The 25933-nt window shown below is 36.2% G+C and carries 25 protein-coding genes and 1 riboswitch; of the genes, 5 read left to right on the plus strand and 20 right to left on the minus strand.

The window, feature by feature from the left end:
* Window positions 1–23: 23 nt before the first annotated feature.
* Window positions 24–770, minus strand: a complete 747-nt coding sequence (locus tag NX902_RS20195) for a WecB/TagA/CpsF family glycosyltransferase (RefSeq protein ID WP_171509966.1) — start codon at window positions 768–770, stop codon at window positions 24–26.
* Window positions 771–1003: 233 nt separating this feature from the next.
* A riboswitch (cyclic di-GMP riboswitch) is annotated at window positions 1004–1092 on the plus strand.
* Window positions 1093–1116: 24 nt separating this feature from the next.
* Here NX902_RS20195 and NX902_RS20200 point away from each other — a divergent pair.
* Window positions 1117–1263, plus strand: a complete 147-nt coding sequence (locus NX902_RS20200; RefSeq protein ID WP_095329938.1) for an anti-repressor SinI family protein — start codon at window positions 1117–1119, stop codon at window positions 1261–1263.
* A 234-nt stretch (window positions 1264–1497) separates the two neighbouring features.
* Here NX902_RS20200 and NX902_RS20205 read toward each other — a convergent pair whose 3' ends face one another.
* From NX902_RS20205 to NX902_RS20220, 4 genes are all read right to left on the minus strand, one after another.
* Window positions 1498–1644: a hypothetical protein gene (locus NX902_RS20205; protein WP_164463704.1), complete on the minus strand. Its 147-nt coding sequence runs from the start codon at window positions 1642–1644 to the stop codon at window positions 1498–1500.
* Window positions 1645–1658: 14 nt separating this feature from the next.
* Window positions 1659–2000, minus strand: a complete 342-nt coding sequence (locus NX902_RS20210; RefSeq protein ID WP_095329937.1) for a single-stranded DNA-binding protein — start codon at window positions 1998–2000, stop codon at window positions 1659–1661.
* 268 nt (window positions 2001–2268) lie between these two features.
* Window positions 2269–4005: a phospho-sugar mutase gene (locus tag NX902_RS20215; RefSeq protein WP_123258261.1), complete on the minus strand. Its 1737-nt coding sequence runs from the start codon at window positions 4003–4005 to the stop codon at window positions 2269–2271.
* A 164-nt stretch (window positions 4006–4169) separates the two neighbouring features.
* A complete protein-coding gene (locus tag NX902_RS20220; protein ID WP_095329935.1) occupies window positions 4170–4676 on the minus strand; it encodes a cupin domain-containing protein in 507 nt (168 codons plus the stop codon).
* A 236-nt stretch (window positions 4677–4912) separates the two neighbouring features.
* Here NX902_RS20220 and NX902_RS20225 point away from each other — a divergent pair, with 236 nt between their 5' ends.
* Entirely contained in the window at window positions 4913–6595 is a 1683-nt protein-coding gene (locus NX902_RS20225; protein WP_171509967.1) for a methyl-accepting chemotaxis protein, read from the plus strand.
* Window positions 6596–7246: 651 nt separating this feature from the next.
* Here NX902_RS20225 and NX902_RS20230 read toward each other — a convergent pair.
* From NX902_RS20230 to NX902_RS20285, 12 genes are all read right to left on the minus strand, one after another.
* Entirely contained in the window at window positions 7247–8704 is a 1458-nt protein-coding gene (locus NX902_RS20230) for an MFS transporter (protein WP_095329932.1), read from the minus strand.
* 97 nt (window positions 8705–8801) lie between these two features.
* Window positions 8802–9413: a cysteine hydrolase family protein gene (locus NX902_RS20235; RefSeq protein WP_171509968.1), complete on the minus strand. Its 612-nt coding sequence runs from the start codon at window positions 9411–9413 to the stop codon at window positions 8802–8804.
* A 70-nt stretch (window positions 9414–9483) separates the two neighbouring features.
* Window positions 9484–10518, minus strand: coding sequence for an ABC transporter substrate-binding protein (locus NX902_RS20240; protein WP_341160947.1), 1035 nt, complete (start codon window positions 10516–10518; stop codon window positions 9484–9486).
* A 42-nt stretch (window positions 10519–10560) separates the two neighbouring features.
* Window positions 10561–11376 carry an ABC transporter permease gene (locus tag NX902_RS20245; RefSeq protein WP_047943683.1) on the minus strand — a complete coding sequence of 272 codons (816 nt, stop codon included), beginning with the start codon at window positions 11374–11376 and terminating at the stop codon, window positions 10561–10563.
* 71 nt (window positions 11377–11447) lie between these two features.
* Window positions 11448–12218 carry an ABC transporter ATP-binding protein gene (locus NX902_RS20250; RefSeq protein WP_445668892.1) on the minus strand — a complete coding sequence of 257 codons (771 nt, stop codon included), beginning with the start codon at window positions 12216–12218 and terminating at the stop codon, window positions 11448–11450.
* Window positions 12219–12336: 118 nt separating this feature from the next.
* Window positions 12337–12723, minus strand: coding sequence for a Na-translocating system protein MpsC family protein (locus NX902_RS20255; RefSeq protein ID WP_141231342.1), 387 nt, complete (start codon window positions 12721–12723; stop codon window positions 12337–12339).
* A gap of 181 nt (window positions 12724–12904) precedes the next feature.
* Entirely contained in the window at window positions 12905–14338 is a 1434-nt protein-coding gene (locus tag NX902_RS20260) for an aldehyde dehydrogenase family protein (protein WP_163186450.1), read from the minus strand.
* A gap of 127 nt (window positions 14339–14465) precedes the next feature.
* Window positions 14466–16706, minus strand: a complete 2241-nt coding sequence (locus NX902_RS20265; RefSeq protein WP_163186452.1) for a GAP1-N2 domain-containing protein — start codon at window positions 16704–16706, stop codon at window positions 14466–14468.
* Window positions 16707–16942: 236 nt separating this feature from the next.
* A complete protein-coding gene (locus NX902_RS20270; protein ID WP_341160948.1) occupies window positions 16943–17212 on the minus strand; it encodes a hypothetical protein in 270 nt (89 codons plus the stop codon).
* Between the two features lie 149 nt (window positions 17213–17361).
* A complete protein-coding gene (locus NX902_RS20275; protein ID WP_341123209.1) occupies window positions 17362–18312 on the minus strand; it encodes a nuclease-related domain-containing protein in 951 nt (316 codons plus the stop codon).
* A gap of 22 nt (window positions 18313–18334) precedes the next feature.
* Complete coding sequence (locus NX902_RS20280) at window positions 18335–19330, minus strand: acrylyl-CoA reductase family protein (RefSeq protein ID WP_095329921.1); 996 nt, start codon at window positions 19328–19330, stop codon at window positions 18335–18337.
* Window positions 19331–19642: 312 nt separating this feature from the next.
* A complete protein-coding gene (locus NX902_RS20285) occupies window positions 19643–20239 on the minus strand; it encodes an AAA family ATPase (RefSeq protein ID WP_095329920.1) in 597 nt (198 codons plus the stop codon).
* Window positions 20240–20412: 173 nt separating this feature from the next.
* On the opposite strand from NX902_RS20285, the gene NX902_RS20290 reads away from it, so the two are divergent.
* On the plus strand, window positions 20413–21501 hold the full coding sequence (locus NX902_RS20290) for an iron-containing alcohol dehydrogenase family protein (protein ID WP_163186517.1): 1089 nt from the start codon (window positions 20413–20415) through the stop codon (window positions 21499–21501).
* Between the two features lie 32 nt (window positions 21502–21533).
* Here NX902_RS20290 and NX902_RS20295 read toward each other — a convergent pair whose 3' ends face one another.
* Window positions 21534–22397: an NAD(P)-dependent oxidoreductase gene (locus NX902_RS20295; RefSeq protein ID WP_095329924.1), complete on the minus strand. Its 864-nt coding sequence runs from the start codon at window positions 22395–22397 to the stop codon at window positions 21534–21536.
* Window positions 22398–22498: 101 nt separating this feature from the next.
* Window positions 22499–23188: an iron-sulfur cluster repair di-iron protein gene (gene ric / locus NX902_RS20300; RefSeq protein WP_095329919.1), complete on the minus strand. Its 690-nt coding sequence runs from the start codon at window positions 23186–23188 to the stop codon at window positions 22499–22501.
* 154 nt (window positions 23189–23342) lie between these two features.
* On the opposite strand from ric, the gene NX902_RS20305 reads away from it, so the two are divergent.
* Both NX902_RS20305 and NX902_RS20310 read left to right on the plus strand, forming a co-directional pair.
* Window positions 23343–24038: a Crp/Fnr family transcriptional regulator gene (locus tag NX902_RS20305; RefSeq protein WP_095329918.1), complete on the plus strand. Its 696-nt coding sequence runs from the start codon at window positions 23343–23345 to the stop codon at window positions 24036–24038.
* Window positions 24039–24463: 425 nt separating this feature from the next.
* Entirely contained in the window at window positions 24464–24913 is a 450-nt protein-coding gene (locus NX902_RS20310) for an AraC family transcriptional regulator (protein WP_163186454.1), read from the plus strand.
* A gap of 412 nt (window positions 24914–25325) precedes the next feature.
* On the opposite strand, the gene NX902_RS20315 is transcribed toward NX902_RS20310, so the two are convergent.
* Window positions 25326–25889, minus strand: a complete 564-nt coding sequence (locus tag NX902_RS20315) for a transporter (protein WP_095329900.1) — start codon at window positions 25887–25889, stop codon at window positions 25326–25328.
* Window positions 25890–25933 lie beyond the last annotated feature (44 nt).

The following is a 25933-nucleotide window of genomic DNA, read 5'->3' on the forward strand; positions in this document are numbered from 1 at the left end:
TTTTTTTCCTTATCTGGCATTTTTCAGTTTGTTTTTCTTTGTTTATAAATAGAGTAGAAAAAGGAGGCATGTCCAACGACATTGCGTTTCCATAATCTTCTCGGTTCTTTACCCATTCGATATAGCCACTCAAGCCGGAGGTCGCGAAAGATTTTAGGAGCTCTTGTCACTTCACCGGAAGAAAAATCAATAAAAGCACCTACTGCCATCGTAATCGTACTCTCTAGCTTTGAACGATATTCATTAATCCATTGTTCCTGTAACGGCATTCCAAATCCTACTAAAAGGATATCTGCTTTACTTTCATTAATCTGACTAATTATATTTTCCGTATTCTCTTTCGGGAAATAACCATCCTGATTACCTACAAATAAAATATTTTGATATGTTTGCTGCAGCCGCTCTTGTGCCTTTTGGGCAACACCTGGTTTAGCTCCCAAAAGAAACACTCGATATGGTTGATTACGCTTCTCTTCATTTAATGATGCAAATAAAGCCGGAATAAAATCTGTACCATTTAAATTCTCCTTAAAAGAAAAGCCGAAAAGCTTTGCTCCCATTTCAATACCAATTCCATCATTTAACAATAAATCAGCATTATTCAGCATTTCCCGATATTCTGTGTCCTTTTGGGCAATATTATATCCATGGTCATTTAGAAAAAAAACATCCGTTGCTATTCTTTTGTCTAGTTTTTCCTTTATATACTTAATAGCTTCTTTTGAGCTTATAACATTTACTTTTAAATTTCCTAGCCATTTCTTATCCATTTTGTATCCCCTAATGAGAAATTTTTTAAAAAAGCCCTTTTCTATTATATAAAAATTGTCTACTAGAAACAATTCAAGCTAACAATCCCTCTACAAAGTAGGACTTCTAATTTGTAAAACTTTTCTCTTTATTAAGAAATATTCACTACACAAATGTTGGAATATGTCGAAAGATTTCATATGAAAATGTTATTAACTTTTGGATAATAGTGATAAAATTTTATTGTACAATTAACAGATAAAGGCAAACCATCTGAAAGGGTGGGACGCAAAGCTTCGGGTCTAAGGTAGATTTTTTTACTATGATGGCTGGGCCACCTTATATTCTATAAGGAGGTTAATTATCATGATTAATTTGTTTCCCACCGAAATTCAAACTGAAAGCAATTTGGATAGTGAATGGTTATCGCTTATCTCGGAGGCAAAAAAGCAGGGCTTAACACAAGAAGAAGTTCGTGCAATGTTAACAATACTAGAAAATAGCAACGAATAAATTGTTAGAATATTTTAAAATATGGTAGCGTTTCAACCTTAATAGTTAATCTATTAAGGTATCTTTTCTATTTCACTTCACCTGCAAACAAAAAAAGTGTCACATTGGACACTAAATAATGGGGAATAGAATCGAAGTGTGTATTGATTTTTTCTAATAAAGGATGGTGTTTCAAAGAAAGAGCTTTGAAACGGAAAGATAATTTTTGTGTGAGTAGTGTATATGGTGAAAGTCTTAAGATGTTGGGGAAGTTCGAGTGATAGTTTCCATCTGAATAATATGTTCTAGCTGTTTTATTCTTACATTACATTGTTCTAATTTTTCATTAGTCTTTGCCTGCATTTTAATTAATGTAACCATTAAATCTGGTACATTATTCACCTTGTTTTCCTCCTTTAAGGAATGGTTTGTTCTAGTTTTTTAGGGTCCAAGAAACGTACGGATTCAGCAATAACTTCTGTTACATAGACCTTTTTCCGCTCTTGATTTTCATAGTTTCTTGTCTGTATTCGGCCAACGACTCCAACTAGAGAGCCTTTATGACAATACTGAGCTGTATTTTCCGCTACCTTATTCCAAAAGGTACATTGCACAAAATCTGCATCATAATCACCAGCTTGATTCTTGTAGTTTCTATTTACTGCAACAGTCACATGGACAATAGAAGTTCCTTCTTGTGTTACTCGCAGTTCTGGATCTTTCGTTAGCCTTCCTACTAAAGTAACTTGATTGATCATCTTCTCCCTCCCTTCTCTCTTAAATTAGTAAAATCATACTATAAATTAGAGCAGAGGGAAAATGCCGAAAATTCAAGTTTTGAGCGTGTTTGCATAAAGAAAACGAAGATTTCGCCTAAGCGATTTTTAAGTTTTGGAGCAGATATAACGTTCAAATTTAAAGTTTTGCTTTTTTTATTTTTATCAATAAAAAAACTCCTTCATCGAATGTCTAGAAAAAGAATATCACTTCGCTTTTCCCAAACAATCTTGAAGGAGTTTTGGTAATTTATTTATTATATCCGTCGATTACTGCATTCACTTGCTCCATTACGCCTAGCTTCAGTGCTTCTAGCTTACTTGTGCTTTCTTCTAAAGAAGAACTATTTACGCTAAAATAGAATTTCGCTTTTGGCTCTGTTCCAGATGGACGAAGGCAGAACCATGAACCATCTTCTAAATAATATTTAATTACATTAGATTTTGGTAGATCAATCAATGTTTCTGTTAGACCTTCTGAACGCTTACTTGTTAAATAGTCTTCCACTGCTACAACGTTTAAGCCCTTAACCTCTTTGATAGGAGCTTTACGGAAAGTATCCATAATATATGCAATTTGCTCTGCTCCATCTTTTCCTTTTAATGTTAATGATTCTAAACCTTCTTGGTAGAAGCCATACTTTTTAAAGATTTCTAGTAAACCTTCATGAAGCGTTAATCCTTTTGCTTTATAATAAGCAGCAACCTCTGCAGCAAAAATAGCAGATTGAACAGCATCTTTATCGCGCACGAAATCACCGATTAAATAGCCATAGCTCTCTTCATAACCGAAAAGGAATGTATGCTCATGTGTTTGTTCAAACTCTTTAATTTTCTCTCCAATAAACTTGAACCCTGTCAAAGTATCAATAGTTGGAATGCCATAAGATTTTGCAATCGTGCGGCCGATTTCAGAGGTAACGATTGTTTTAATGACAACGCCATTTTCTGGAAGCATTCCTTTTGCTTTTTTCTCAGACAATAAGTATTCAAGCATTAATGCACCTAATTGATTTCCGGTAAGAACTGTGTATTCGCCACTTGTATCCTTCACTGCAACCCCTAGTCGATCTGCATCTGGATCTGTAGCAAGGAGAACGTCAGCATCGATTTCTTTGCCGTAACGAATCGCAATTTCAAAAGCTGCATGCTCTTCTGGATTAGGTGATTTTACGGTAGAAAAGTTAGCATCAGGTAATTCTTGTTCTTTCACAACTGTTACATTTTCAAATCCAAACGCTTCTAAACCAGCACGGACTGGCTTGTTTCCAGTACCATGTAATGGAGTATAAACAATTTTTAAATCCTTTGCTTCTGGCAAACGATTTAATTGGATTGTTTTTAGTTGTTCTACATAGGCAGCATCTACTTCTGCACCAATATATGTTAATAAACCTTTTTCTAGTAACTCTTTTTCCTCTAAAACTTCAATTGTAAGCTCATCTTCGACTTCATTTACATATTTAATAATGATATCTGCAGCCTCAGGAGGAAGTTGTCCACCGTCTTCTCCGTATGCTTTAAAGCCATTATACTCAGGAGGATTGTGACTAGCGGTAATCACTACTCCCGCAAATGTATTTAAATAGCGTACAGCAAAAGATAATGCAGGTGTAGGACGAAGCTCTTCAAACACATAGGATTTAACTCCAAGCTTACCTACTACTTTCGCAACTTCTAGGGCAAATTCTGGAGATTGATGACGAGAATCATACGCTACAGCTACCCCGCGCTTCATCGCTTCTTCTCCTTGCTCTACTATGTATTTCCCTAATCCTTCTGCTGCTTTACGAACAGTATAAATATTCATGCGATTAATACCAGGTCCTAGTTCTCCACGCATACCGCCTGTACCAAATTCTAAATGTTTGTAAAAACTGTCCTCCAGCAACTTATCAGATGTTTGTAATTCTGTTAGTTGCGTTTTTAAGTTCGCTTCTAATCCTGCAAAACTTGTCCACTTTTCTACGATCTCTTTATAAGCCATTGTCGCTGTTCTCCCACCTTTAAATTAATTAACCATATATCTTTACATTACCTAAAATATGTATATAAGTAAAGATTTTTTCAAAACCATTCTTGTGGAACACTCTTCACCAATTAGGTCGTAGTTCCTATCCCAATAAGATTCCTAGATCCATTTCACGCACATCATTTTTGTCTCCACATCTTTGACAGCGGGCCGTTTTCTCCATAGACTGGATCAGCAGCTGGAAAAAATGCACTTTCAATCTCTTCCTGTACACCATCTAAGTCTTTCTCTACATCTGTTTTTATATTATAATCTTCCCCATTTGGATATGCACCGATCACTTCAAATTCTGGAGAGGCAGATAATTTCTTATGACCAGTTCCTGCAGGAAGCAATAAGACATCACCACTCTTTACAATAAGCTTGGATCCACCTTCTCCGCCTATTTGTAATAAAGCAGAGCCTGTTTTTATCCCCAGAACTTCATGGGCATTGCTGTGATAATGATGATAGGAGAATACTCCTCCTGACCAGGTATTTTTCCAATTATTTTGCTGAAAGACCTTTTCCATTTCGTCTTCCTTATTCTCCATTGCCCTTTTATAATGAAGTGCTGGGAGATAAGGATGATTGGGTATATATCTATTCTGTTCGAAATAATACATTGTAATATCTGGATTCCCCATGGATGCACACCTCTTTGTCAATTGATATTACTGTATACCCCTCTTCTTCCTAAATCATTCCTACAGTTATTGATAGAAGCAACAAAACCATTAATTCAAATAATTACCTCTTTTCTTTTTATTCCGACTTTTGAATTTTCTACTAAAAATAAGCAAATTTCCGTCGATAATATTCAAGGTATCTTTTAATTTTGATATATGAGGATTATTTACATTAAAAAAGGAAGGCGAACAGTATGAAAATTTCCATCAGGTATAAATTATTAGCAAGCTTTCTGATTGTTTCTATTTTATTTATGATTCTGTCCTATTATTCTTATAAAAGTACAAAAGAAACAGTAGAAACTTATGATTATGTAATTGAAACCGTAACAGAATTACGCTCTATTTCTGAACAAATACAGACAAATGCAGCTAGAGAAATTTCAAACTTAAGGGGTTATTTTGTTTATAGAACTGATGCCTATAAAAATAGAGTAAATGGCGCAAGCACAAATATTGATACGCTTGTTAACACTGGGATAGAAATCTCTACTGAGGCAGAAACAGTAAAGCGATTAAAGGATATACAGACTTTAAACAAAGAACTTACTCATAAGGCGAATGCATTGATGAATAGTAATAACCCTTCTCCATCTGCTTTAGATGAGATTACGACATTATCTGACAGCTTATCTGATCAAACGGAAGCTTTTAATATTTGGCTGACCCATGATATTTTGAATCCAGAGGTTGAAAGAGCTCATACAGATTCTGAACAAAGAATGATGCTGGTACTTATTTTTAGTGTATTAGTTACGTTGCTATCTATCGTAATGGGTTTCCTTCAATCAGCTCTTATTATGAAACCAATTCAGTATTTAAAAACAAATATGCAAAAAGTCGCAAAAGGGAACTTACACACAGCAAAATCCCCAATAAAATCCAGAGATGAAATTTATCAATTAAATGAAGCTTTTGAACAAATGAAAGAGAATTTAGCAAAAATGATTGTTAACATGACAGAAAGCTCAAATCTTGTAGCAGCATCTGCAGAGCAATTAAATGCAAGTGCAGAACAATCAAGCAATGCGTCTGCAGCCATTGCTTCCTCTATTCAGGCAATTGCTGCTAGCAATGAACATGCAATTGTTAAAATATCTGGCAATACGCTTGCCTTAGATTCAATTTTAACCGGAGTAGAGGCGATTCAGGATCGTTCTTTGCATGTGTCTGCCTTATCACAAGCTGCCTTTACAAATGCAGAAAAGGGAACAAAACAAATCGAAGATAATTTAACACAAATGAAATTCATTTATGACTCTGTACAACGTTCCAATTCGATTATTGCTTCTTTAGCTGACCGATCACAAGAAATAGGAAAAATGATTGAGTTAATAAGTAATATTGCCGAGCAAACAAATTTATTAGCATTAAACGCGGCTATTGAGGCGGCTAGAGCAGGAGAAAACGGCAAAGGCTTTGCCATTGTAGCCGATGAAGTTCGTAAATTAGCGGAGCAGTCTCAAGCTTCCGCACAAGATATTTCCCAATCTTTACATGGAATTCAGCAGGATACATCCGACGCAGTCACCATGTTAAATGAGACAATGGATCGAGCGAAGAACGGAGTAACTATTTCAACAAATACGGTTGAATCCTTCTCGACCATTGTGTCCAACACTCAAAAGGTGGCCCCAGAAATAGAAGAGGTTGCCCAAACAGTTGCTACCATCACAATACAGATTAAAGATGTGGTCGAGGTTGCAAATGAAATTACCCTTCTTGCTAAAGAAAATGGAAATAGTACAGAAGAAGTTGCCGCTTCTACAGAAGAACAATCAGCATCGATGGAAGAAATTAAAGCTTCTGCTGAATCCTTATCCAGCATGGCAGATGAATTAATGAAAAGTGTGTCTCAGTTTAATAGTGAAAACTAAATTTTTTTGAAGCAAGAAGACCCGAAAAGTTAGCGTAAAAATTACTTTTCGGGTGTTTTTTTGAGGGGAATGGAATAATGATTTGTGGTTTGGCTGATTTCCTGCCCCGATCGGCTGATATTTTCTTACTTTGGCTGATTTCCTGCCCCAGTTGGCTGATATTTTCTTACTTTGGCTGATTTCCTGCCCCGGTTGGCTGATATTTTTTTACTTTGGCTGATTTCCTGCCCCGATCGGCTGATATTTTCTTACTTTGGCTGATTTCCTGCTCCGGTTGGCTGATATTTTTTTACTTTGGCTGATTTCCTGCTCCGGTTGGCTGATATTTTTTTACTTTGGCTGATTTCCTGCCCCGGTTGGCTGATATTTTTCTACTTTGGCTGATTTCTCGCTCCGGTTGGCTGATATTTTTTTACTTTGGCTGATTTCCTGCTCCGGTTAGCTGATATTTTTCTACTTTGGCTGATTTCTCGCTCCGGTTGGCTGATATTTTCTTACTTTGGCTGATTTCTCGCTCCGGTTGGCTGATTCCCTCCTATTTCCCCTGATTCCCCGGTGTATTTGACTAATTTCTCGCTACTTTTAGCCAAAATCACCATTCATTTCATCGAGTATTCCCTATAAATATTAATTTTTCATCCTTCTTCCACTCTACTCCTCCTTCTTTTTTCTCCAGACAGAATAAACAAAATAAATAGCAATTAATACCAGAAGAACAAATAAAAGCAGAAATAAATAGTGAAAGCCTAACATGACTGCCTCAAATTCCGAGCGTCTTGTATCATTCATCCAATCAGTAATCGTTCCATCTAACCACATATTCATAAAAGTAATCGCTAGCGCTGTCCCGATTACCATTCCAATATTTCTTAGCAAGGCAATAGTACTGCTCATCATTCCTAAGAATTGTAAGGGAACATATAGCATCATTATGCTGTAATTGGGCGATGTTAAGATCCCCATCGAGAACCCCAATAAACAAAGCAATATAATTAATGTAGGTAAGGATGTCCCAGGAGATAGGAAGCTCAGCCCAAGCATCGTTATACATAAAAGCCCTAAACCAACTAGGACTACCTTTTCTCCCCCAAACCGGTCTGCTAACGATCCACTAATAGGACCAAGTACTGCCAGAAGCAATGGATAACACATTAATAAAAGTCCTGACTGCTCAGCAGAAAAGCCTAAAACACCTCGTAAATAAAAAGGTAATATAACAGTCGAAGCAAATGCTGCACAATAGCTTGTCATTAAGATTAATCCACCGGCTTTCACAATGGGGGAAGAGAAAATCGACGGTTGGATAAACGGGTGCTCCTCCTTCTTACTATGGAAGAAAAAGAAAAGAAAACAGGCAACACTAACACAGGCAATCCCTAATAAATAGATCTTATAAGCTCCCTCGCCAATCGAGTTGAGAACAAAAACAAAGGAAACAATCCCTATCCCAAAATAGATACTGCCTTTGTAATCAAAGCTAGAATGTTCAAAATGGCGGTCAATTGGAACAAATTTCTGTGCTAAAAAATAGGCTCCAATACTTATTGGAACAACAGTCCAAAATAAGATATGCCAAGAAAAGGATTCGATAAAAAATCCACCAACAGAGGGACCTAATAATGCTCCGATTCCGACAGATGTACTGATAATCCCAAGGGCTTTTCCTCGATGTTTCTCAGGATAAACATCTGTCACAATTGCCATATTAACTGCTTGAAGCATTGCTGCCCCACTACCTTGGATTACTCTAGCAATAATCAACATAGGAATATTGAAAGACAGGGCGGATCCACATGCTCCCACCGCAAAAACTAAATAGCCAAGATTATGTATACGCTTCTTTCCAAACTGATCTGCTAGTTTCCCCATCAACGGTAAAAACAACATAATCGCCAATAGATAGCCATTGACAATCCATTGGGTAACAGAAAGCTTTGCCGAAAAGTCAATGGATATATCGGTTAAGGCAATATTGACAAATCCAGCAGAAAAGTGGGACAAAAAAGCACCCGTACAAACAGATAGCAGTAAAAGTATAGATTGGAATTTTTGGCTCGAGGCTGATGCTTCTTTTCTTACTTCTAAAAAACTCAGCTTATTTTTTGTCATTTAAATCATCCTTTATGCTATGCATTCAAATCGAAAGAGGAGGAATGAGAGTATTATAAACTTCTCCCCCGTTTCCTCCAATTAAGCTATTCTCTTTCTACTGTAGAGCATGAATAGATTTAACCACTTCTTTACTGGTGGCAACTGTACCAAAGAACTGGTTAATGGTTTGCAAGGTCATCTCATGTGCCTCTTTTGAGAAGGCTGCCGTACAATCTGATAAGAAAATAACATCATAATCCAGCATAAAACCATCTCTTGCTGTTGATTCCACACATATATTTGTGCTAACACCTGCCATTAACAGCGTCTCAATTTTTAATGCTCTCAGAACAGAATCCAATCTTGTATTAATAAATGCACTATATCTATGTTTTATTACGATAACATCATTCTTCTCTGGTTCCAATTGATAAAATCCTGCTCCCCATGTATCCTTTCGGCAAAGCCCCTTCTGATTTTTTCCCTTTAGTCGCTTAATCCACGTTTCTGAATCTGTGCTGTCCTCATGAATTGTTTGTATATAAATAATCGGCACATTTATATCTTTCATCGAAGCGATCATGTCTTTTAGATTTGGCATCATTTCATCTACCATAGATACATCTAAATCCTGCTGAGCTAAGCTTCCTTCTTTATGACAATAATCATTTTGAACATCAACAATTAGTAATGCAGTATGTTTGGGATTCCATTCTAGTTGATTCATCAGCCTCATCCTTTCGTGTTAAATTTATACCTACCTGTATCCTTTTGCATTCCCATCAAAATGATCCATGTTATTTAGAAAGCTCATCCACAAATTGCATGTCAATTAGCTTATCGTATTGATAGCCATTTGTATAAACTCCAGTTTTTTCGACAACTTCCATTGGTTTTGCAAGTGCCTCTTCGGAAATAAAGCCATCCTTACTCCAAAGACTGTCTGCATAAGCCCGATCAAGCGAAGCCTGCAAGCTTTTCTCCGCAGTCGAAGGGAATTCTTGTTTTAAAATTTTCATCGCCAATTCATGATCCTCATCAATCGTCTTAAGTCCTTTCATAACTGCACTGACAAAGCTTTTTACTGTCTCTGGCTCTTCTTCTATTGTTGATTTTTTCACGCTTAATACCGAATATGGGTAGTCACCAAGACTGGCAAAGCTATAAAAGGGTGCTGCCCAAACTCCTTTATTTATTCCTTCGGTAATCTGTGGTTCTGCGCCATTCGCTATATCAGCTTGACCCGATTCAACTAATGAAACGACAGCACTTGCATCTGCAGGTTCTTCTAGTTTGACATCTTTTTCAGGATCTAAACCGACATCCATTAATAACCACCGCGTTAATAAATTGGGACTTCCGCCAAAGCGCCCTGCTGCAATGGTTTTTCCTTTTAAATAATCAGCAAGTTTCTCCTTACTAGTATTGGCTATTGTTTGCTCTGTATCCGCCATTAAGTATACATTGGCTCGATTTACAACATTTACTACAGAAACAATAGGATCAGCATTTCCTGTGTTGGCCATTTGATTCGATTCTGGACCACCAATATTTCCCCATGCATCCCCACTAACTACAGAAGTAACATGGGCACCGCCTGTTGCTGTAATTATTTCAACCTCTAGTCCCTCTTCTTCAAAAAAGCCTTCCCGAATCGCTGCATATAAAGGCAGATAGCCAATTAAATGTACTGGTTCGGCAATAACAAGCTTCTTTGTTCCATTCTCAGACTCTTTTTTACTACTGGTGCCGTTTGCGGAGGAACACCCGCTAAAAATAATTAAAAGAAGTACTAAATAAACACAAATTTTAAAATAGCGACTTTTTTTCATGTAAACTCTCCCCCTATTGCATTATCTAAACTGGCTAAGACCCTACTCTCTCAGTCTTTTTCCTTTTAACAAGCGCTTTTCCAGCCAAACAGTCCCTATATACATCAACACTGATAATATGGATAAAACAACAACCCCTACCCATACTAAATTTATATTCATAATTTGTCCTGCGTACAAAATCATTCTGCCAATCCCTTGTCGCGAACTAATAAATTCCCCTACGATTGTTCCCGCTAAGGCTAAGGCAATATTAATTTTCAAACTGCTGACAATCCACGGCATAGCAGAGGGAATAACGACTTTTGCAAAAATATGATGTTTTTTTGCGCCAAGGGAGAAAAGCATTTTTTCTAAATCAGCATCCACACTTTTCACCCCACTATGTGCAGCAATAGCTGTTACAATCACAGTCATCATAAATGCCAGAACAACTTTTGAGCTGAAGCCAATCCCAAAAAGAATAACTAAAACCGGAGCTAATGCAAGTTTAGGAATGGCGTTAAAAGCAATTAAATATGGTTCTGTGATTCGGGAGTAAAAATAGGACCACCAAAAGGACAATCCAAGCAATGCACCAAAAAATGTGCCAAAAAGAAAGCCGATTATAGTAGCACCTGAAGTGTATAGAAGATCGCTCCATAAAGTTCCTTCTGTAAAAGCAATAATACCCGTTTCCCAAATAATCGTCGGGCTGCTCCAATAATAAGAATCGATTATTTTCCACTTTGTAAGTAGTTCCCATAAAACAAAGAAAAGAATACCAATTAAAACTTGCCCAATTAGCGTTATTCGCTTCTTCCTTCTTTCCTTTAATTCCTCATCCTCTATAATCGGCAATATACCTACCTCTTGCATTTTCACCTTATGCGGCAAAATAATTTGCTCTGAATTGTCTCTCATCTATGTTCCTCCTCTTTTCTAGAATCTTATTTTTCTAAAACTGCTTCTTCCTTTAATAGTGCAAATAAGTATTTTTTCAAAGCAATGAAATCCGGATGCAATAATGTTTCTTGATTGCGTGGTCTTGCTAATGGTACGTCTACCTTTTCCTTTAATCGGCCTGGTCTTGGGGATAAGACATAAATTTCATCTGATAAATAGATAGCTTCATCAATATCATGGGTTACAAACAAAATGGTTTTCTTAAAATCAGCCCAAATATCTAACAGCCAAGTTTGCATCAATAATCGTGTCTGGGCATCTAAAGCACCAAATGGCTCATCGAGTAAAATAATATCTTGGTCATATAACAAGGTGCGTAATAATGCTGCTCTTTGTCTCATTCCACCAGATAATTCATCTGGATAATGATGTTCAAATCCCCCTAATCCGTATTTTTGAAGAAGTGGTTTAGCTCTTGCCACAGCTTCTTTCTTACTCACACCCTTTATTTCTAGTCCTAATATGACATTTTGCAAAATACTTCTCCAAGGTAGAAGCAAATCTTTTTGAAGCATATAGCCCACATATCCATTCTTGCCAACAATGTTCTTGCCATCGAGGATTACCTCCCCAGTAGTAGGCTTCATTAGACCTGCGATTATATTAAATAACGTCGATTTACCACAACCACTCGGTCCAATTAAGCTGATAAACTTGCCTTCTTGGATTTTTAAATTGGCATCCCTCAATGCTACTACTTCTTTTCCTTCTTTTTTAAAGATCTTATTCGTATGGCGAACTTCTAGTTTATACACCCTAAAATCCCTCATTTCATAAAATATTTCTATTAATAAAAAAAACCGCCAGAATTTCCTGAGTGTTGTATCTCAGTCTAATTCTGACGGTTTTCCTGCTCTCTTCCAAAGAGTTCATTTAACCAGCCAAATAGGATTCAATTTTCTTGTCTAACATAATAATTGTTCCACTAATCTCTCTCATGGAATCATAATCCTTTAATATTAGCTGCACCTTGAAATGCAGTTTTTCTTCTAAATTGCGTAAAAGCATTTCCTTGTATTTATCAATTAATAGACGATCAATAATCTCCGCAAGGTTATCACTTGAACTTTCTATAATTTCCAGTACAGGAATACGCTTATGCTTAGCAATAATGATAATTTTATTATCGATTAAACTAATCTGCTGTTCAGTTAGCCCAACCTTAAAAATCAATTGATTGACAAGATTGTTTTCCTTCATGATACTTTGCTTCAATTCTCCGAGAGTTCTTGGTAGCTGATCAACTAATATAATTATCACCCCCACTAAAGATAGCAGAACGAATAAGCCATTCTATAACCTATCAAAAGCTCGCAGCACACAAGCAAAACAAATCTACCTATATAAAATATAGAATATTCTGTTTATTGGATCATATCATATCTTTGTACGACTTTCTTCTATTTTGTCAGAAATTCTAACTCTATTTTTTAGAAAAAGTTTAGAGATCTAATTCCAATGAAAGAAATTTATACTCTAAATAATCTTCTAATCCATACTTTCCACCTTCGCGACCGACTCCTGATTCTTTTACTCCGCCAAATGGTGCTTGTTCAGTGGTTGGTACCGGATCATTGATCCCAATTATGCCATATTCAAGGCCTTCTGACATTCTAAATACACGAGAGATGTCTTTTGTGTAAAAATATGCTGCTAATCCATAGGAAGTATCATTAGCAAAATGTAAGGCTTCTTCCTCTGTTTCAAATTCAAAAATTGGCGCCACTGGTCCAAATGTTTCTTCCGTCGCAATTTTCATCTCATGAGTAGCATGTAATAAAACTGTTGGTTCATAGAAATGGCCATTGTCATATTCTTCGCCAACTGGTTTTTTTCCTCCATAGATGACTTTAGCGCCTTTTTGGATAGCATCTTGAATATGCTCTTCCGTTTTGGCAACAGCTGCTTCGTTTATAAGTGGCCCAATGGTTACTTCAGGATAGAAGCCATTTCCAACAACCAAATTTTTCATTTTTGTTACTAAAATATCGGAAAAGCGTTCTGCAATTGTTTTCTGAACATAAATCCGATTCGTGCATATACATGTCTGTCCTGCATTGCGAAACTTACTTGCAATAACGCCTTCAGCTGCTCTTTCTAAGTCTGCATCCTCAAAAATGATAAAAGGAGCATGGCCCCCAAGTTCCATCGAGATCTTCTTCATGGTAGCAGATGCTTTTGCTGCAAGCTCTTTTCCTACTTTTGTTGAACCTGTAAAAGTGATTTTTCTTACTTCTTGTCTTTCCATCATCGCATCTCCGATTGGAGCCGCATCACCATGAACTAAATTTAACACACCTTTTGGCAGTCCTACTTCATGAAAAATCTTCATTACTTCTATTGCTGTTAAAGGAGTGGCTTCCGCTGGCTTTAAGACAACTGTACATCCAGCAGCAAGCGCTGGAGCAATTTTTCTAGCAAGCATGGCGATTGGAAAATTCCATGGAGTAATTGCTCCGACTACTCCTACTGGCTGTCTTAGCACAATGATTCGCTTTGTTTCTGAACTTGCAGGAATGGTATCACCATAGATACGTTTTCCTTCTTCCGCATACCATTCCAAATAATCTGCTGCTAAATTCACTTCCCCCTTAGCCTCTGCAACTGGCTTTCCCATTTCAGTTGTAATAATTGCTGCGAGATCTTCTATTTGTTCGCGCAGCTTATCAGCTACTGTTTTTAAATACATAGAACGTTCTTTTGCAGTTTTTTTCGCCCATAAAGGCAGCGCATTTTGAGCTGCATCAATTGCTAAATGCCCTTCTTCCTTTCCTCCTCTTGCCACTTCTTCAATGACCTCTCCAGTTGCCGGGTTATAGACAGAATAAGTTTTTCCTGAAACGGAATGACGCCATACCCCATTAATATATTGCATTTTCATACTCCTTTCATAAGTGTTTTTCCCCTATCATAACAAACATTTTCGATAATTCCACATAATCCGACTTGCTTACTCCTATAAAAAACGGAGCATCTTATTAAATAAAGACGCTCCGTTTCTCTTAATTCACATAAAAATATCCTATAACTCCAAGAATGATTAAAACGATTATAAGAATTCCATATTTGCGAAAAAACTTTACACCTGGATTCGCCGTTTGTTCACGAACTTCCTTTAAAAGTTTTTTCAAAGATTGAGATCGTATACTTGCTAATTCTCTTTTCCGTTCTTTCTTCTTACAAATAGAATTTCGATCCGTAATTAAGTAATCTTTTAAGGCATAATTGAACCTTGGGCTTGTCCCGAATTTTTTCAAGGACCATTCAATATAATCAAGCATTTCATCTTCAGAACCATATATCGCTATATACGAAAAGACTTGGCGATGCTCCACGCCCTCCATTCCTCCTGGAAACAGAAGGAGAAATCGTTCATATGGCTTAAAAAGACCATTGTCTTTCGTAATCTCTTGGGCTAAATCACTTGCTTTTGCTTTAATTGGTTCACTTGCCATCCGAAAAACATGTTGTGTTTGTTCCTGAGATAGATAGAAATAGGTATACAGTAATTCTAATACTTCAAACTTCTCCTTTTCCCAGCCCTTTATCTCAAAACTACGTTCCTCTTTGCCTTGTAAAAATATCTCTCCAAACTGCTTAACATCGGCAAGATCTACTTTTTCCAACTGTAATTGTACCAATAGCTGTGCTTTTACATCCGGCAGTACCATCCGCTTATATGATTCAAATGGAATAGACCTTTGAAAATAAACGATTATTTCAAAGACAATGGCCATAGGATGGCTGCTTTTTTTCACTTCATACACTAGTCTATTTTTTGTTGATTTTAAGAACGTTGCATTATGCTCAAAGGAAGAATTTACATGCAATAGATTTTTGATATTAATTAAAATTTGGGATAAGGAATGTTGAAAGCTGAATTCATGCTTTAAATAATCTTCAATAATCTCTGAGTAAGAAAAAATATCACTCATATAAGATAGAACTTGCTGATACGTTTCTGGATATTTTCCAAGAATTTCCCATAGTGATTGGCAAATATCTTCGCCTTCATAATAAGCAATCGTTTTAACAATAAATTCTACAACATCTACATGTTCAACAACCTTTTGGATTTCCAAAACAAATCGCAGATAATCTCGAACAATGGAAGCATCCTTCATCCGCTCTTCTCGATGGAGCACTTGTTTGAAAATATGTACAAGCTCGAGCTTTTCCCGATGATTTTTTTGCAGAAAAGTATACAGCATTTTCAATGTCGCCACTTTATCGTTATCATAAAAATAATAATCTAGTTTTTCCATATAAAATAGAAGAAATAAGTCATTGTATGATTGAAGAACAAGTTTCTTCTGTTTATCCAATCCTTTTAAAGCCCGTTCACAGTAAACAAAAAATTCATCTAGCTCTGTGGCAGTTTCGAGTGCTTCAAAAGCAAAATGAAGATAATCATGATCTTCTTCCTTAAAGTTTAAGCCGTTTCTTTTGTCCTGACTTAAATCAAAAGTAAATTGGTTTTCCACGGCTCTTTTTCGGAGACGAATGGATCCCTGTTCTACAAACATTACATGGATATTTTCTAATATTTCTGGTTCATTATGAAAAGTAGTTGCACCAAATAATCTTCTTGTTTCATACGGCATATATATAAATAATAGTTCCAATAGCCACATTGCATATTTATGCTGCAGATGAGGTGAGGCCTGAAACGATATATACACTCTTTTCTTTTCCGCAACTGCCGTAATACAAGCAAATAATAATTCTTTGAATTTCTTTTCATCCAGTTGTAAAACATGAAACAGTTCTTGCTTTTTAGTAAAGATATTCTCTTTCGTATAAGAGACATATTCTATTTCTTCTAATTTTTCTCCTATATTGTCGATATCTTCCAAGCTATAAAAATGTTCAATATGAAAAATTTGAGAGGGTTTATGAATCCATTCCTCTTTTCTACTTACAGGAATAATATAATTATGTACAAACAGGCGATTCTTTCGCTTTGGGCTTTCAGCAGGCGCAAAACTAGATTTCCCTATCACTAATTCTCCCGTATCAGGCTGCATTAAAGTAAATTGCGGTGGATAATTCTCTATTTCTTTGTCGCTGCTTTTCTTTAATTCACTCGGCATATGATACGTACTAATTGGAATTAGGTATTTCTTGATGAAGCTTTCCTCCACGTTAGGTGAGAAAACTATAGTATCAGACTCATCACCTGTAAGAAAAAGACCTTTACTATCTCTAGTTACTATTTGCTGCTGTATCAGGCTTTTTCCCATTATCCTCTCCTCCTTCTTTCCTTGATTGTATAAGTTAGGTTTATATTAATGCTTCTATATTCATCACTATATTTACAATATAAAAAACAACTTTCATTTCATTTTCGAAAAATAAAAAACAGCTAATATCTGTATTATACAGGCATGCTGTTTTTTTAAAAACCAACTTCGCTCCACTTTTCTAATAAATATAGAAATTCTTCCTGCTTTTTTACGAAAATTCTATATGTGATTGCCTATTCTAGAAAAGTTCTGGAGTCTGTATCCTTTTTCTTTTTTGTTTCTTGCTTTTGGTAATTGAGCGCTCCTCTCTGTTCCCCTTTTTCTTTCTGTCTCTTGCTTTTGGGCACAGAGCGCTCCTCTCTGTTCCCCTTTTTCTTTCTGTCTCTTGCTTTTGGGCACAGAGCGCTCCTCTCTGTTTCCTTTTTTCTTTCTGTCTCTTGCTTTTGGGCACAGAGCGCTCCTTTCTGTTCCCCTTTTCCTTTCTGTCTCTTGCTTTTGGGCACAGAGCGCTCCTCTCTGTTCCCCTTTTCCCTTCTGTCTCCTGCTTTTGGGCACAGAGCGCTCCTCTCTTATCGCAATTTTTCTAAAAGAAGGTGTTCACGCACGCTCTTTTCTTTTATTTCAGCTTACATGTTATTAACTCGATTATAAACTACTCAAAATAGCTCCAACGGTTGACTCCAGCTAGCTTAAAATGTTTTACTAATATTCTTCTTATTCTTTTTTTGGAATGAATGATTCTACACCAATCATATAATAAGGGGGTTGTTATTTTTTCATTAGGAAAAAGTAATTTCAGTTCTTCTACATTGCGTAATACCGCTGCTTCGACTGTTTCTGCCTGTCTGCATTCTTCACAAACTACCTTCATTCCTATTTCTACCACTTTAAATGAATGACATGTTTTGCAAAAGATGCCTTTCTGTAATTCTTTATATTCATAGATTGGAATTTTTGAAAAAGGAGATTTGTCGATGTGCAATGCTGTTAGTTTTTCAGCCAATTGCTTCTGAAACTTGTTCAGCTTTTTAGAAGGATGACCCATCCTTTTTAAATATCGCTGGACTTGCGTTGGAAAAATAAATGGTAAAGATAGTGGAGCTTGGTATAAGGTAAACTCGGGATTAACAAAAACAACAGAAGAAGTAATTGATTTATTTTCCCAACCATGCTTTTGAAGTAACTGTTGAAATAATGATTCATTCCTCCTTATTTGATTTAGCGGATTACTAATTTCTTTATGCTTCATTGTATAGATACGATCATTTTGATAGTAATAATCTCCTTCATAATTCTTTATTTCGAAAAGATGAATTTCATCAGAGTTAATAATAGTGGAATCGATTTGAAAAGTAGTGTTATTTATTTGCAGTAGTAGATCATTGATTATATAACAGTCGCTCAAAAAAGTTTCTGTGAAGGAATCAAATAATTTTTCTCCTGCCAAGCCTTTTTTCAGATGAGCTAAGTACTGTTTTTCATTTAAATCTAGTTCCATACGTTGATCCAAGGATTGTAAAACGAGGATTTCTGGAGAAAATGTCCGAGGTTTATAGAGCATACTAATTTGTTTCATCCCTTCTTTTTTATTAAAAAAGGCCATTCTATAAGAACAGCCTCTTTTTCTATTCAACTGCAACAATTATTCTGCCTGTTATTCCGCCTTCTAATATTTTGGGTAATTCTTCAGGTAATTGCTGTAAAGATACTTCTTTATACACAAAGGAAGAAAGGTTTTTTGGTTTTAAATCGGTTGCAATTCTTCCCCATATTTTTTGTCTACTTACCATCGGGCAATAGACCGAGTCGATTCCAAGAAGATTCACGCCTCTAAGTATGAATGGAAATACACTTGTCGGCACAGCTCCACCACCTGTTAAGCCACTTACTGCGACCGAACCGCCATAGATTATTTTACTAATAATTGCTGCCAATGATTCACCGCCGACAGGATCAATTGCTCCTGCCCATTCTTGCTTGTCCAACGCTTTTATCTTACCATTATAGACATCTTCTCTGCCGATAATATGAGATGCTCCGATGCTTTTCAAATAGCCCTCTGCTTCTTTCTTTCCAGAGCTTGCGATAACGTTAAAGCCCAATTGGGAAAGCATCGCTACACCGAAGCTGCCAACTCCACCAGTAGCACCTGTCACCAATACAGATCCATTCTCTGGCTTCAGACCATTATCCTGCAATCTTTGTACAGAAAGAGCTGCGGTAAAGCCTGCTGTTCCAATAATCATTGCTTCTTTTAAGCTTAATCCTTCTGGAAGCGGGACAATCCAATCTGCAGGAATACGAGCATATTCACTATAACCTCCAGAATGAGATACACCTATTTCATAGCTAGTAGCAATAACAGGGTCTCCTTCTTTAAAGCGACTGTCTTCTGAAGACACAACTATCCCTGCCATATCAATTCCTGGAATATGGGGATACGTGCGAACAATTTTTCCATCTGGAGTGCTTGCAAGTCCATCTTTATAGTTTACGCCAGAATAATGAACTTTTATGACTACTTCACCAGCAGATAAATCCTCTACGCTAACACGCTTTGTTTCTACTGAAAAATTACTATCTTTATTATCAACTACAACTGCTTGAAAATTATTTTCCATTATTAAGTCACCTCGTACTCATAGTATCAATTTAAAAATAGCAGGTCAAAGCAAAGAAATTACCCTATTAATATAGTAAAAATGTGAATTCTATCTTATAGATGTGAGTGATTTTTTTCGGCTGACTATATTTTTTGATAAAATGCTATCGCAAAATCAAAAAGTACATAGTCCAAAATGGTTAAGAAGAGACCTATTCGATCATATATTATTACATGGATCCTAGAGATTAGAACTATTTTCCCGCTAGTCGGAAAAACTTTCATTATGAGTAATATCTAACAATTCCATCACCAAAATTCATTGATTTCTTTATTTAAATAAGCTAATTTCCTTTAATTTATTCCATAATCTATCCGTTCTTTTTCTAAATGGATTTCTTTTATCATCTTTTAATTTTAAGCCTATAACCTGCGCAACTTTTTCGATTACTTCCTCGATATTTAAACCATTTGTGTCCACTTGCTCCTTAAAAATAGGAAGTTCTAGCTGTTTTAGTCGTGATTCAGCTTGGTTATATGCCCAAGAATCTTCTCCTTCTAATCTGCTGCGTAATCGTTTTTTGATCGTAGCTTTTGACGCCATCAGTGTAACATGTTTAACTATAATTTGATCATTCTGTAATCGCGAGATAATTTCATGAAAATATGCTTCATTCGTAATGGTCATCGGTACTATAATGATTCCATCGTAATCGCTGGTGATTTGTTTTAATAATGAATAGTTTGTCTCTCTCCAAAGAGGAAAATCTTGAAAATCATCCTTTTGTAAGGCAGGTGGAATATTTTTCATTAACACATATCCGAATCTTTCTGGATCAAATACAAATGCATTTTCTAATCTTTTCTCAAGCTCATAGGCAGTTGTCGTCTTCCCTGAACCAAATGTTCCGTTAATCCATATAATCATAAACTTCCCCCATAGTATATTCTTCTTTTACTATAGCAAATTTATCAATCTTCTTTTCTTCTCGCACAAAATTTTTTGAAAAATACCTACTTTTCGGTTTCCGAAAGTTGTATAATTTTTAGAATAATATAATTTATTTACAGAGACTATCTCTAAGGAGGAAAAAAATGCAAATTCAACCAGAGGACATCGTTAGAAGTGGTCCGAACCAATATATTTGTAAAGAAGGAATCCTAAAGGAGTTAGATAATTTATTGTCTCCTTTTCAAGCTCCTGCCATCATAACGGGCTATAAATCATTTGAAGCCTATAGTCAGTATGTCTCTTCCATTCCTGAACACTGGCAAATTATTCAGCACGCAGGCTATAGTTCGCAACAGGCAATAGAGGAGATCGCCCCATCATGTGGAGCAGCTGATGTCATTATTGGCATAGGAGGCGGCATTATATTAGATACTGCCAAGGCAGTTGCAGATAAATTAAATATCGAAGTTGTTTTAATTCCAACCGTTGCTGGAACATGTGCAGCAAGCACACCATTAAGTGTCATTTATTCACCAGATGGAGAGTTTGAAAGAGTAGCATATCATAGACGCTCTAGTTATTTAACGGTGGTTGATCCTGCATTTTTAATTCACGCGCCGATTGATTATTTAAAAAGTGGAATTGGTGATACCTTAACAAAGTGGTATGAAGCAGAAGCGATTATCCGAAATGCGAACGATGAAAGAGCTCACTCTTTATTTGTCCAAGCTGCATTAAGCCAATCTGTTTTCATCCGTGATATTTTATTAAAGGATAGTATAAAAGCTGTTCAAAGCAGTGAAGCTGGAAAGGTTACAGCGAGCTTTACTAAGACGGTAGAAGCAGTTATTACTTTGGCAGGAACAGTAGGGGGATTCGGCGGGAGATATGGAAGAATGTCTGGATCTCATGCTATTCATAACGGATTAAGCTTTATCGAAGAAACACACACCATCCTTCATGGGCAAAAAGTGGCCTATGGTATTTTAGTCCAGCTCGCTTTAGAAAACCGCATCGATGAAATTGATGCACTGCTGCCATATTATCAGCAGCTCGGTTTTCCAACCAATTTAGCAGACTTACATATTGTAGATAATCAGGCAATAGCTCTACAAAAGGTTGCAGAACATGCTGTTAATCCAAAAGAGTCGCTTCAGCTGATGGGTTCCTATCGAGCAGATGAGGTAATTGCGGCAATGAACGTCCTGGAAAGTCTCACAACTAGCAAATCTGTATAAAAAATGAAAAAGGAGATAGAATTCAACATCGCTTATAGCGATGTTGATCCATCTCCTTTTAACTCTTTTAAAACGGCCATTACATCGAATTCTCCTAATCCATTTTCAAGAGCGGATTGATATGTTTTATGGGCTGATGCTCCAATCGCATTTAATTCAGCCGTTTCACTTGCTAGTCGTAAATCTTTTGCCATATGCTTAAGGGCAAATGCTGCTGGAAACTCATCCTTTAAAATAGACGATGATTTCATTTTTGAAATTGCTGTTCCGACTGCACTTTCATTAATAATAGTTAACATGTCTTCTTTTTTTATTCCTTGGTTTTCTGCAAAAAGAACGGATTCGGCAATTCCTTGTACTGTAATTCCCAATAATAAGTTAATGGCAAGTTTTGCATTACTGCCGGCTCCAGATGGACCAAGATAAATAGAAAGCTTGCTCATCGGCTCCAATACAGCTTTCACTTGTTCGTAAACTTCTTCTTCGCCGCCAACTAAAACAAGTAAATTTCCTTCCTTAGCCGGTTGAACACTTCCTGAAACTGGGGCATCAAGAAACTTCACTCCATTTTCTAAAGCAGTATTATAAATGAATTGAGACGTTTGTGGGGAAACGGTACTCATATCAATAAATACTTTTCCTGCTTTTGCATGTGACAAGATTCCATTTTCAAGATAGATGCTTTTCACAGCATTATCGTCTGAAACCATTGTAAAAATGAGGTTACTGTTATCAACTAGTTCTGTTAACGATTCAGCCTGTTTGGCACCAACAGCAATTAATTCTTTTCCTTTATCAGGTGTACGATTATAGAACGTTAATTCATAACCAGCCTTGATTAAATTCAAAGCCATCGGAATCCCCATATTTCCTAATCCTATCCAACCTATTTTCATACAATCATCCCATCCTTCCCATCCAATAGTCATACACATTTTACCATATTATTTATCACAATACGTCAATGTGGTTATAGGATAGGAAGAAGAATTACCGTTTATAATCTTCTAAACAATACATTATTCTCTAGATGAATATGATCAAATGTTAAGCTCTCTAATTCTTCTAGTTTTAAATAGGTTAATCGGTACGTATTACATGCATGCAGTGGCAGTTCATAATCATTCGTAGCTTGGCGAATTTTCTTCAATATTCCCCCTGCTCCTTCATGTTCCTCTTCCAATATCGAGATTTCCGCACGAGCTGCTTCAAGACTTTCTGCTTCCTTACTCGCCTCATATTCTATTACTTGTGGAAAAATCCGCTGCTCTTCTCCAAGTAAATGTTGTTCTAATTCGTCCTTTAATAAATAAAACTGGGTATACACATCTTTCAAATGTAAATCGCGCTCTCCATGCACACGATAGACTTTACTAACAAATCCATCTAATTCTTCTAATAAATCTCTCGTATTTGCATGGTAATGATCAATAATATATCTCACTAAGTCAGTTAATGGCATATTCATCCAGTCAATCTCTTCGGTTGTCTGCATCTGTTCATACATAATATTGAGGACTTTTACTAAATCCTTATCTTCTAAATGTAAAGATTTAATTGCCTCCCCTATTGGTCGATTTCCCCCACAGCAAAAATCAATTTTATATTCTTTAAATAGTTTACTTGCTGCTGGAAACTTAATAATGATATCACCTGTTTTCGTCTCTTCTGTAAAAATGGCATTCATACGAACACTCTCCCTTATTAGAATAGCTAAAGTATAGAAGATATAGACAAAGGAAAATAGGATTGAAATCACAGATTAAAGATTGTTATAATTTAATTAGATAATCATCGTTTTAATTGTGAAAAAATACACAAATTGACTGGTGGTGTTAATAATGAAACAAAAAATGGTTAGCCCATGTCCTAAACGAGTTCCTATATTTTACTCCTTATCAGATTCAGAAATAAAAAAAATAACAGATATTGTTCATCATAGACTATTTAAAAAAGGCGAGATGATTATAGAGGAAGGAGATATTTCCACCTCTCTTTATATTATTCATAGTGGAAAAGTCAAGCTATCTAAGTTAACTATTCAGGGGAAAGAACAAATCGTTCATTTATTAACGACTGGTGATTTCTTTGGAGAAAGCAATCTTTTTCATGATGACATGGTTATGAACTTAAGCTGCCATGCTTTAGAAGATACAAAGATATGTGTATTAAATAAACAAGATTTTGATCACATAATGTTAAGTAATCCTGACATCTCTTTCAAACTGCTAAAAACGATTACCAAACGCTTATCTCATACAGAAGATCTAGCGAGAACATTAGCAACGAAAGATCCAGAAGTAAGAATTGCCGATATGCTTATTGAATTCTGTGAGAAATTCGGGACAGAACATCAAAATACTGTTCTTATTACCCTCCCTATCACCAGAGAAGAAATCTCCAGCTATGTTGGCCTTACAAGAGAAACAATCAGCCGTAAACTTGCAAAACTTGCCGACAAAGACATTCTTACCTTAATCGGTAACAAACAAATTCTCATTCATAATAAAGGGAAGCTTCAATCAATAGGGGGATAACTTCCCCCGTTATAATAATGAAAAACAAATAAATATTCATTGCAGCTATTCCTTCTCCTTTTCCAAGCAGGAAACACTTTTACACAAGTAACTTCTTCTACTCTACTAAGCTGTATGTCTTCCGCGCATGTCCAAATTTGATAAACTATCATTAATGATTTTAAAATCGTTACCAATTAATTATTTCTTCCTTTTTTATAGAACAACCTTCCTTTCTAATTAATAGAAAGGCGCTTCAAAAATCATCTCTCATTTCCATTCTTTTTGCTTCTTTTGAAATAATCTTCTCTACAAAGATATCTGTTTAAATATCCTAGTGAATTACTTCTTGGGAGAAGAACACCATTCTGAAGTCAAAATCTTTTAAAAATTCACTTGAAAAATATTTTAATTCGAATTACCTTATCTAAGAAGGAGGTTATAATATGAATATAACTATTGAAGAAATACCTAAATCAAGGATTGCTTTTTTCCGAAATGTTGGGGAGTATGGGGAAAAACAAAACAAAGAATTGATGGAATCCTTTAAAAAGTGGGCAAAATTGAATGGCATATTTGATAATTCTATTATTCTCGGCATACCGCAAGATAACCCAGAAATCACACCTAAGGAGGAATGCCGTTATGATGTTTGTATTGTGGTAGAAAATGATTTTAATGTAGCAAAACCAGCTCAAGTTGGTGAATTTTCCGGTGGGAAATACGCTGTTTTCTTGCTCGACCATACAAAAGAGGCAGTCAGTGAATTTTGGGGGAATATTATTTCTGAGATAGAAAGAAATAATCTATCATTAAAAGAACAACCAATTATAGAAAGATATACTTCACAAATGATTGAAGATCATTTGTGTGAAATACTAGTTCCTATACAGTAACCGAGCAGGGGCACAGTAGGGTATTAGACGAGTATTCGCTTGATGTCTTTATATAAAAGAATGGCGTTTCCTTATTTAAATTTTGGGCACAGCGAGAAAAGGGGGCTCTGTTACCTTTTTGCACTTTTTCTTTTGGATTTCATTCAAAGAGAGCTCTTCTCTTTGACTTTTTCTCTGTTCCCCTTCTTTTTGTGGCACAGAGACCATGGCTCTATTAAATGTTTCACTTGTTTCTCTTTATAATCGTTACTTTCCCTCTACATCCTTTAAAGTTTCTACATTCAACTTTCTTATGAACCTACTTTTTCATCATTCACGCTAACTTTCACTCATGCTACACCATATTGTATTCCACAAAAACTCTGTTTGATTATCAACATAGGAGATGCCCATCTACACTTCCCTTTCTAGCTTAAATACACTGAAAAGATCGAATACGGTTAGTATCTGTTCGATAATAGATCCAATATTTTTTTTGCCAACGATATCCTGCAATAGAATGACGTCCAATAAGAGTTGGAAAGAACCAAAATCCTTTACCATTTTCTAGCCAGATATAAGTAAAGCGGAATATACAGGGGCGGATAGACATAGATTCAACAGTTGAAGTGCTTGCTTGTGACTGGTTTAATTGTGGTGATCCAGGGTCTGTCCCCCCTCCAATCGGCGGTGCATCTGGATATGCTGGAGATCCACCTACTGGAGGAGGCGGTTGTTCTCCACCTGGAAACGGCGGCAAAATCCCACCTCCGCTTGGTGGTGAAGGAGGAACGGCCCCTCCTCCAATCGATGGCGGAGTCATTCTAGATTCTCCACCTTTTAGCAAACTGACCATCCTATATTGAGGTAGAAAAGATTGTTGTCCATAATGAGCATAATACGGCTGAAAATACATTACTATTCCCCTTTCGAGCTTTTGTATTACTCTATGTAAATAGCCCATTTGAGGTGCAGTAAATAATTTTCTTGTCCGCAATTACTAAGCCCCTTAATTAGGAATCTCCTTATTGCTTTATATCA

It is taken from the genome of Niallia sp. FSL W8-0954 (genome assembly GCF_038005605.1).
Lineage (GTDB): Bacteria > Bacillota > Bacilli > Bacillales > Cytobacillaceae > Niallia > Niallia circulans_A.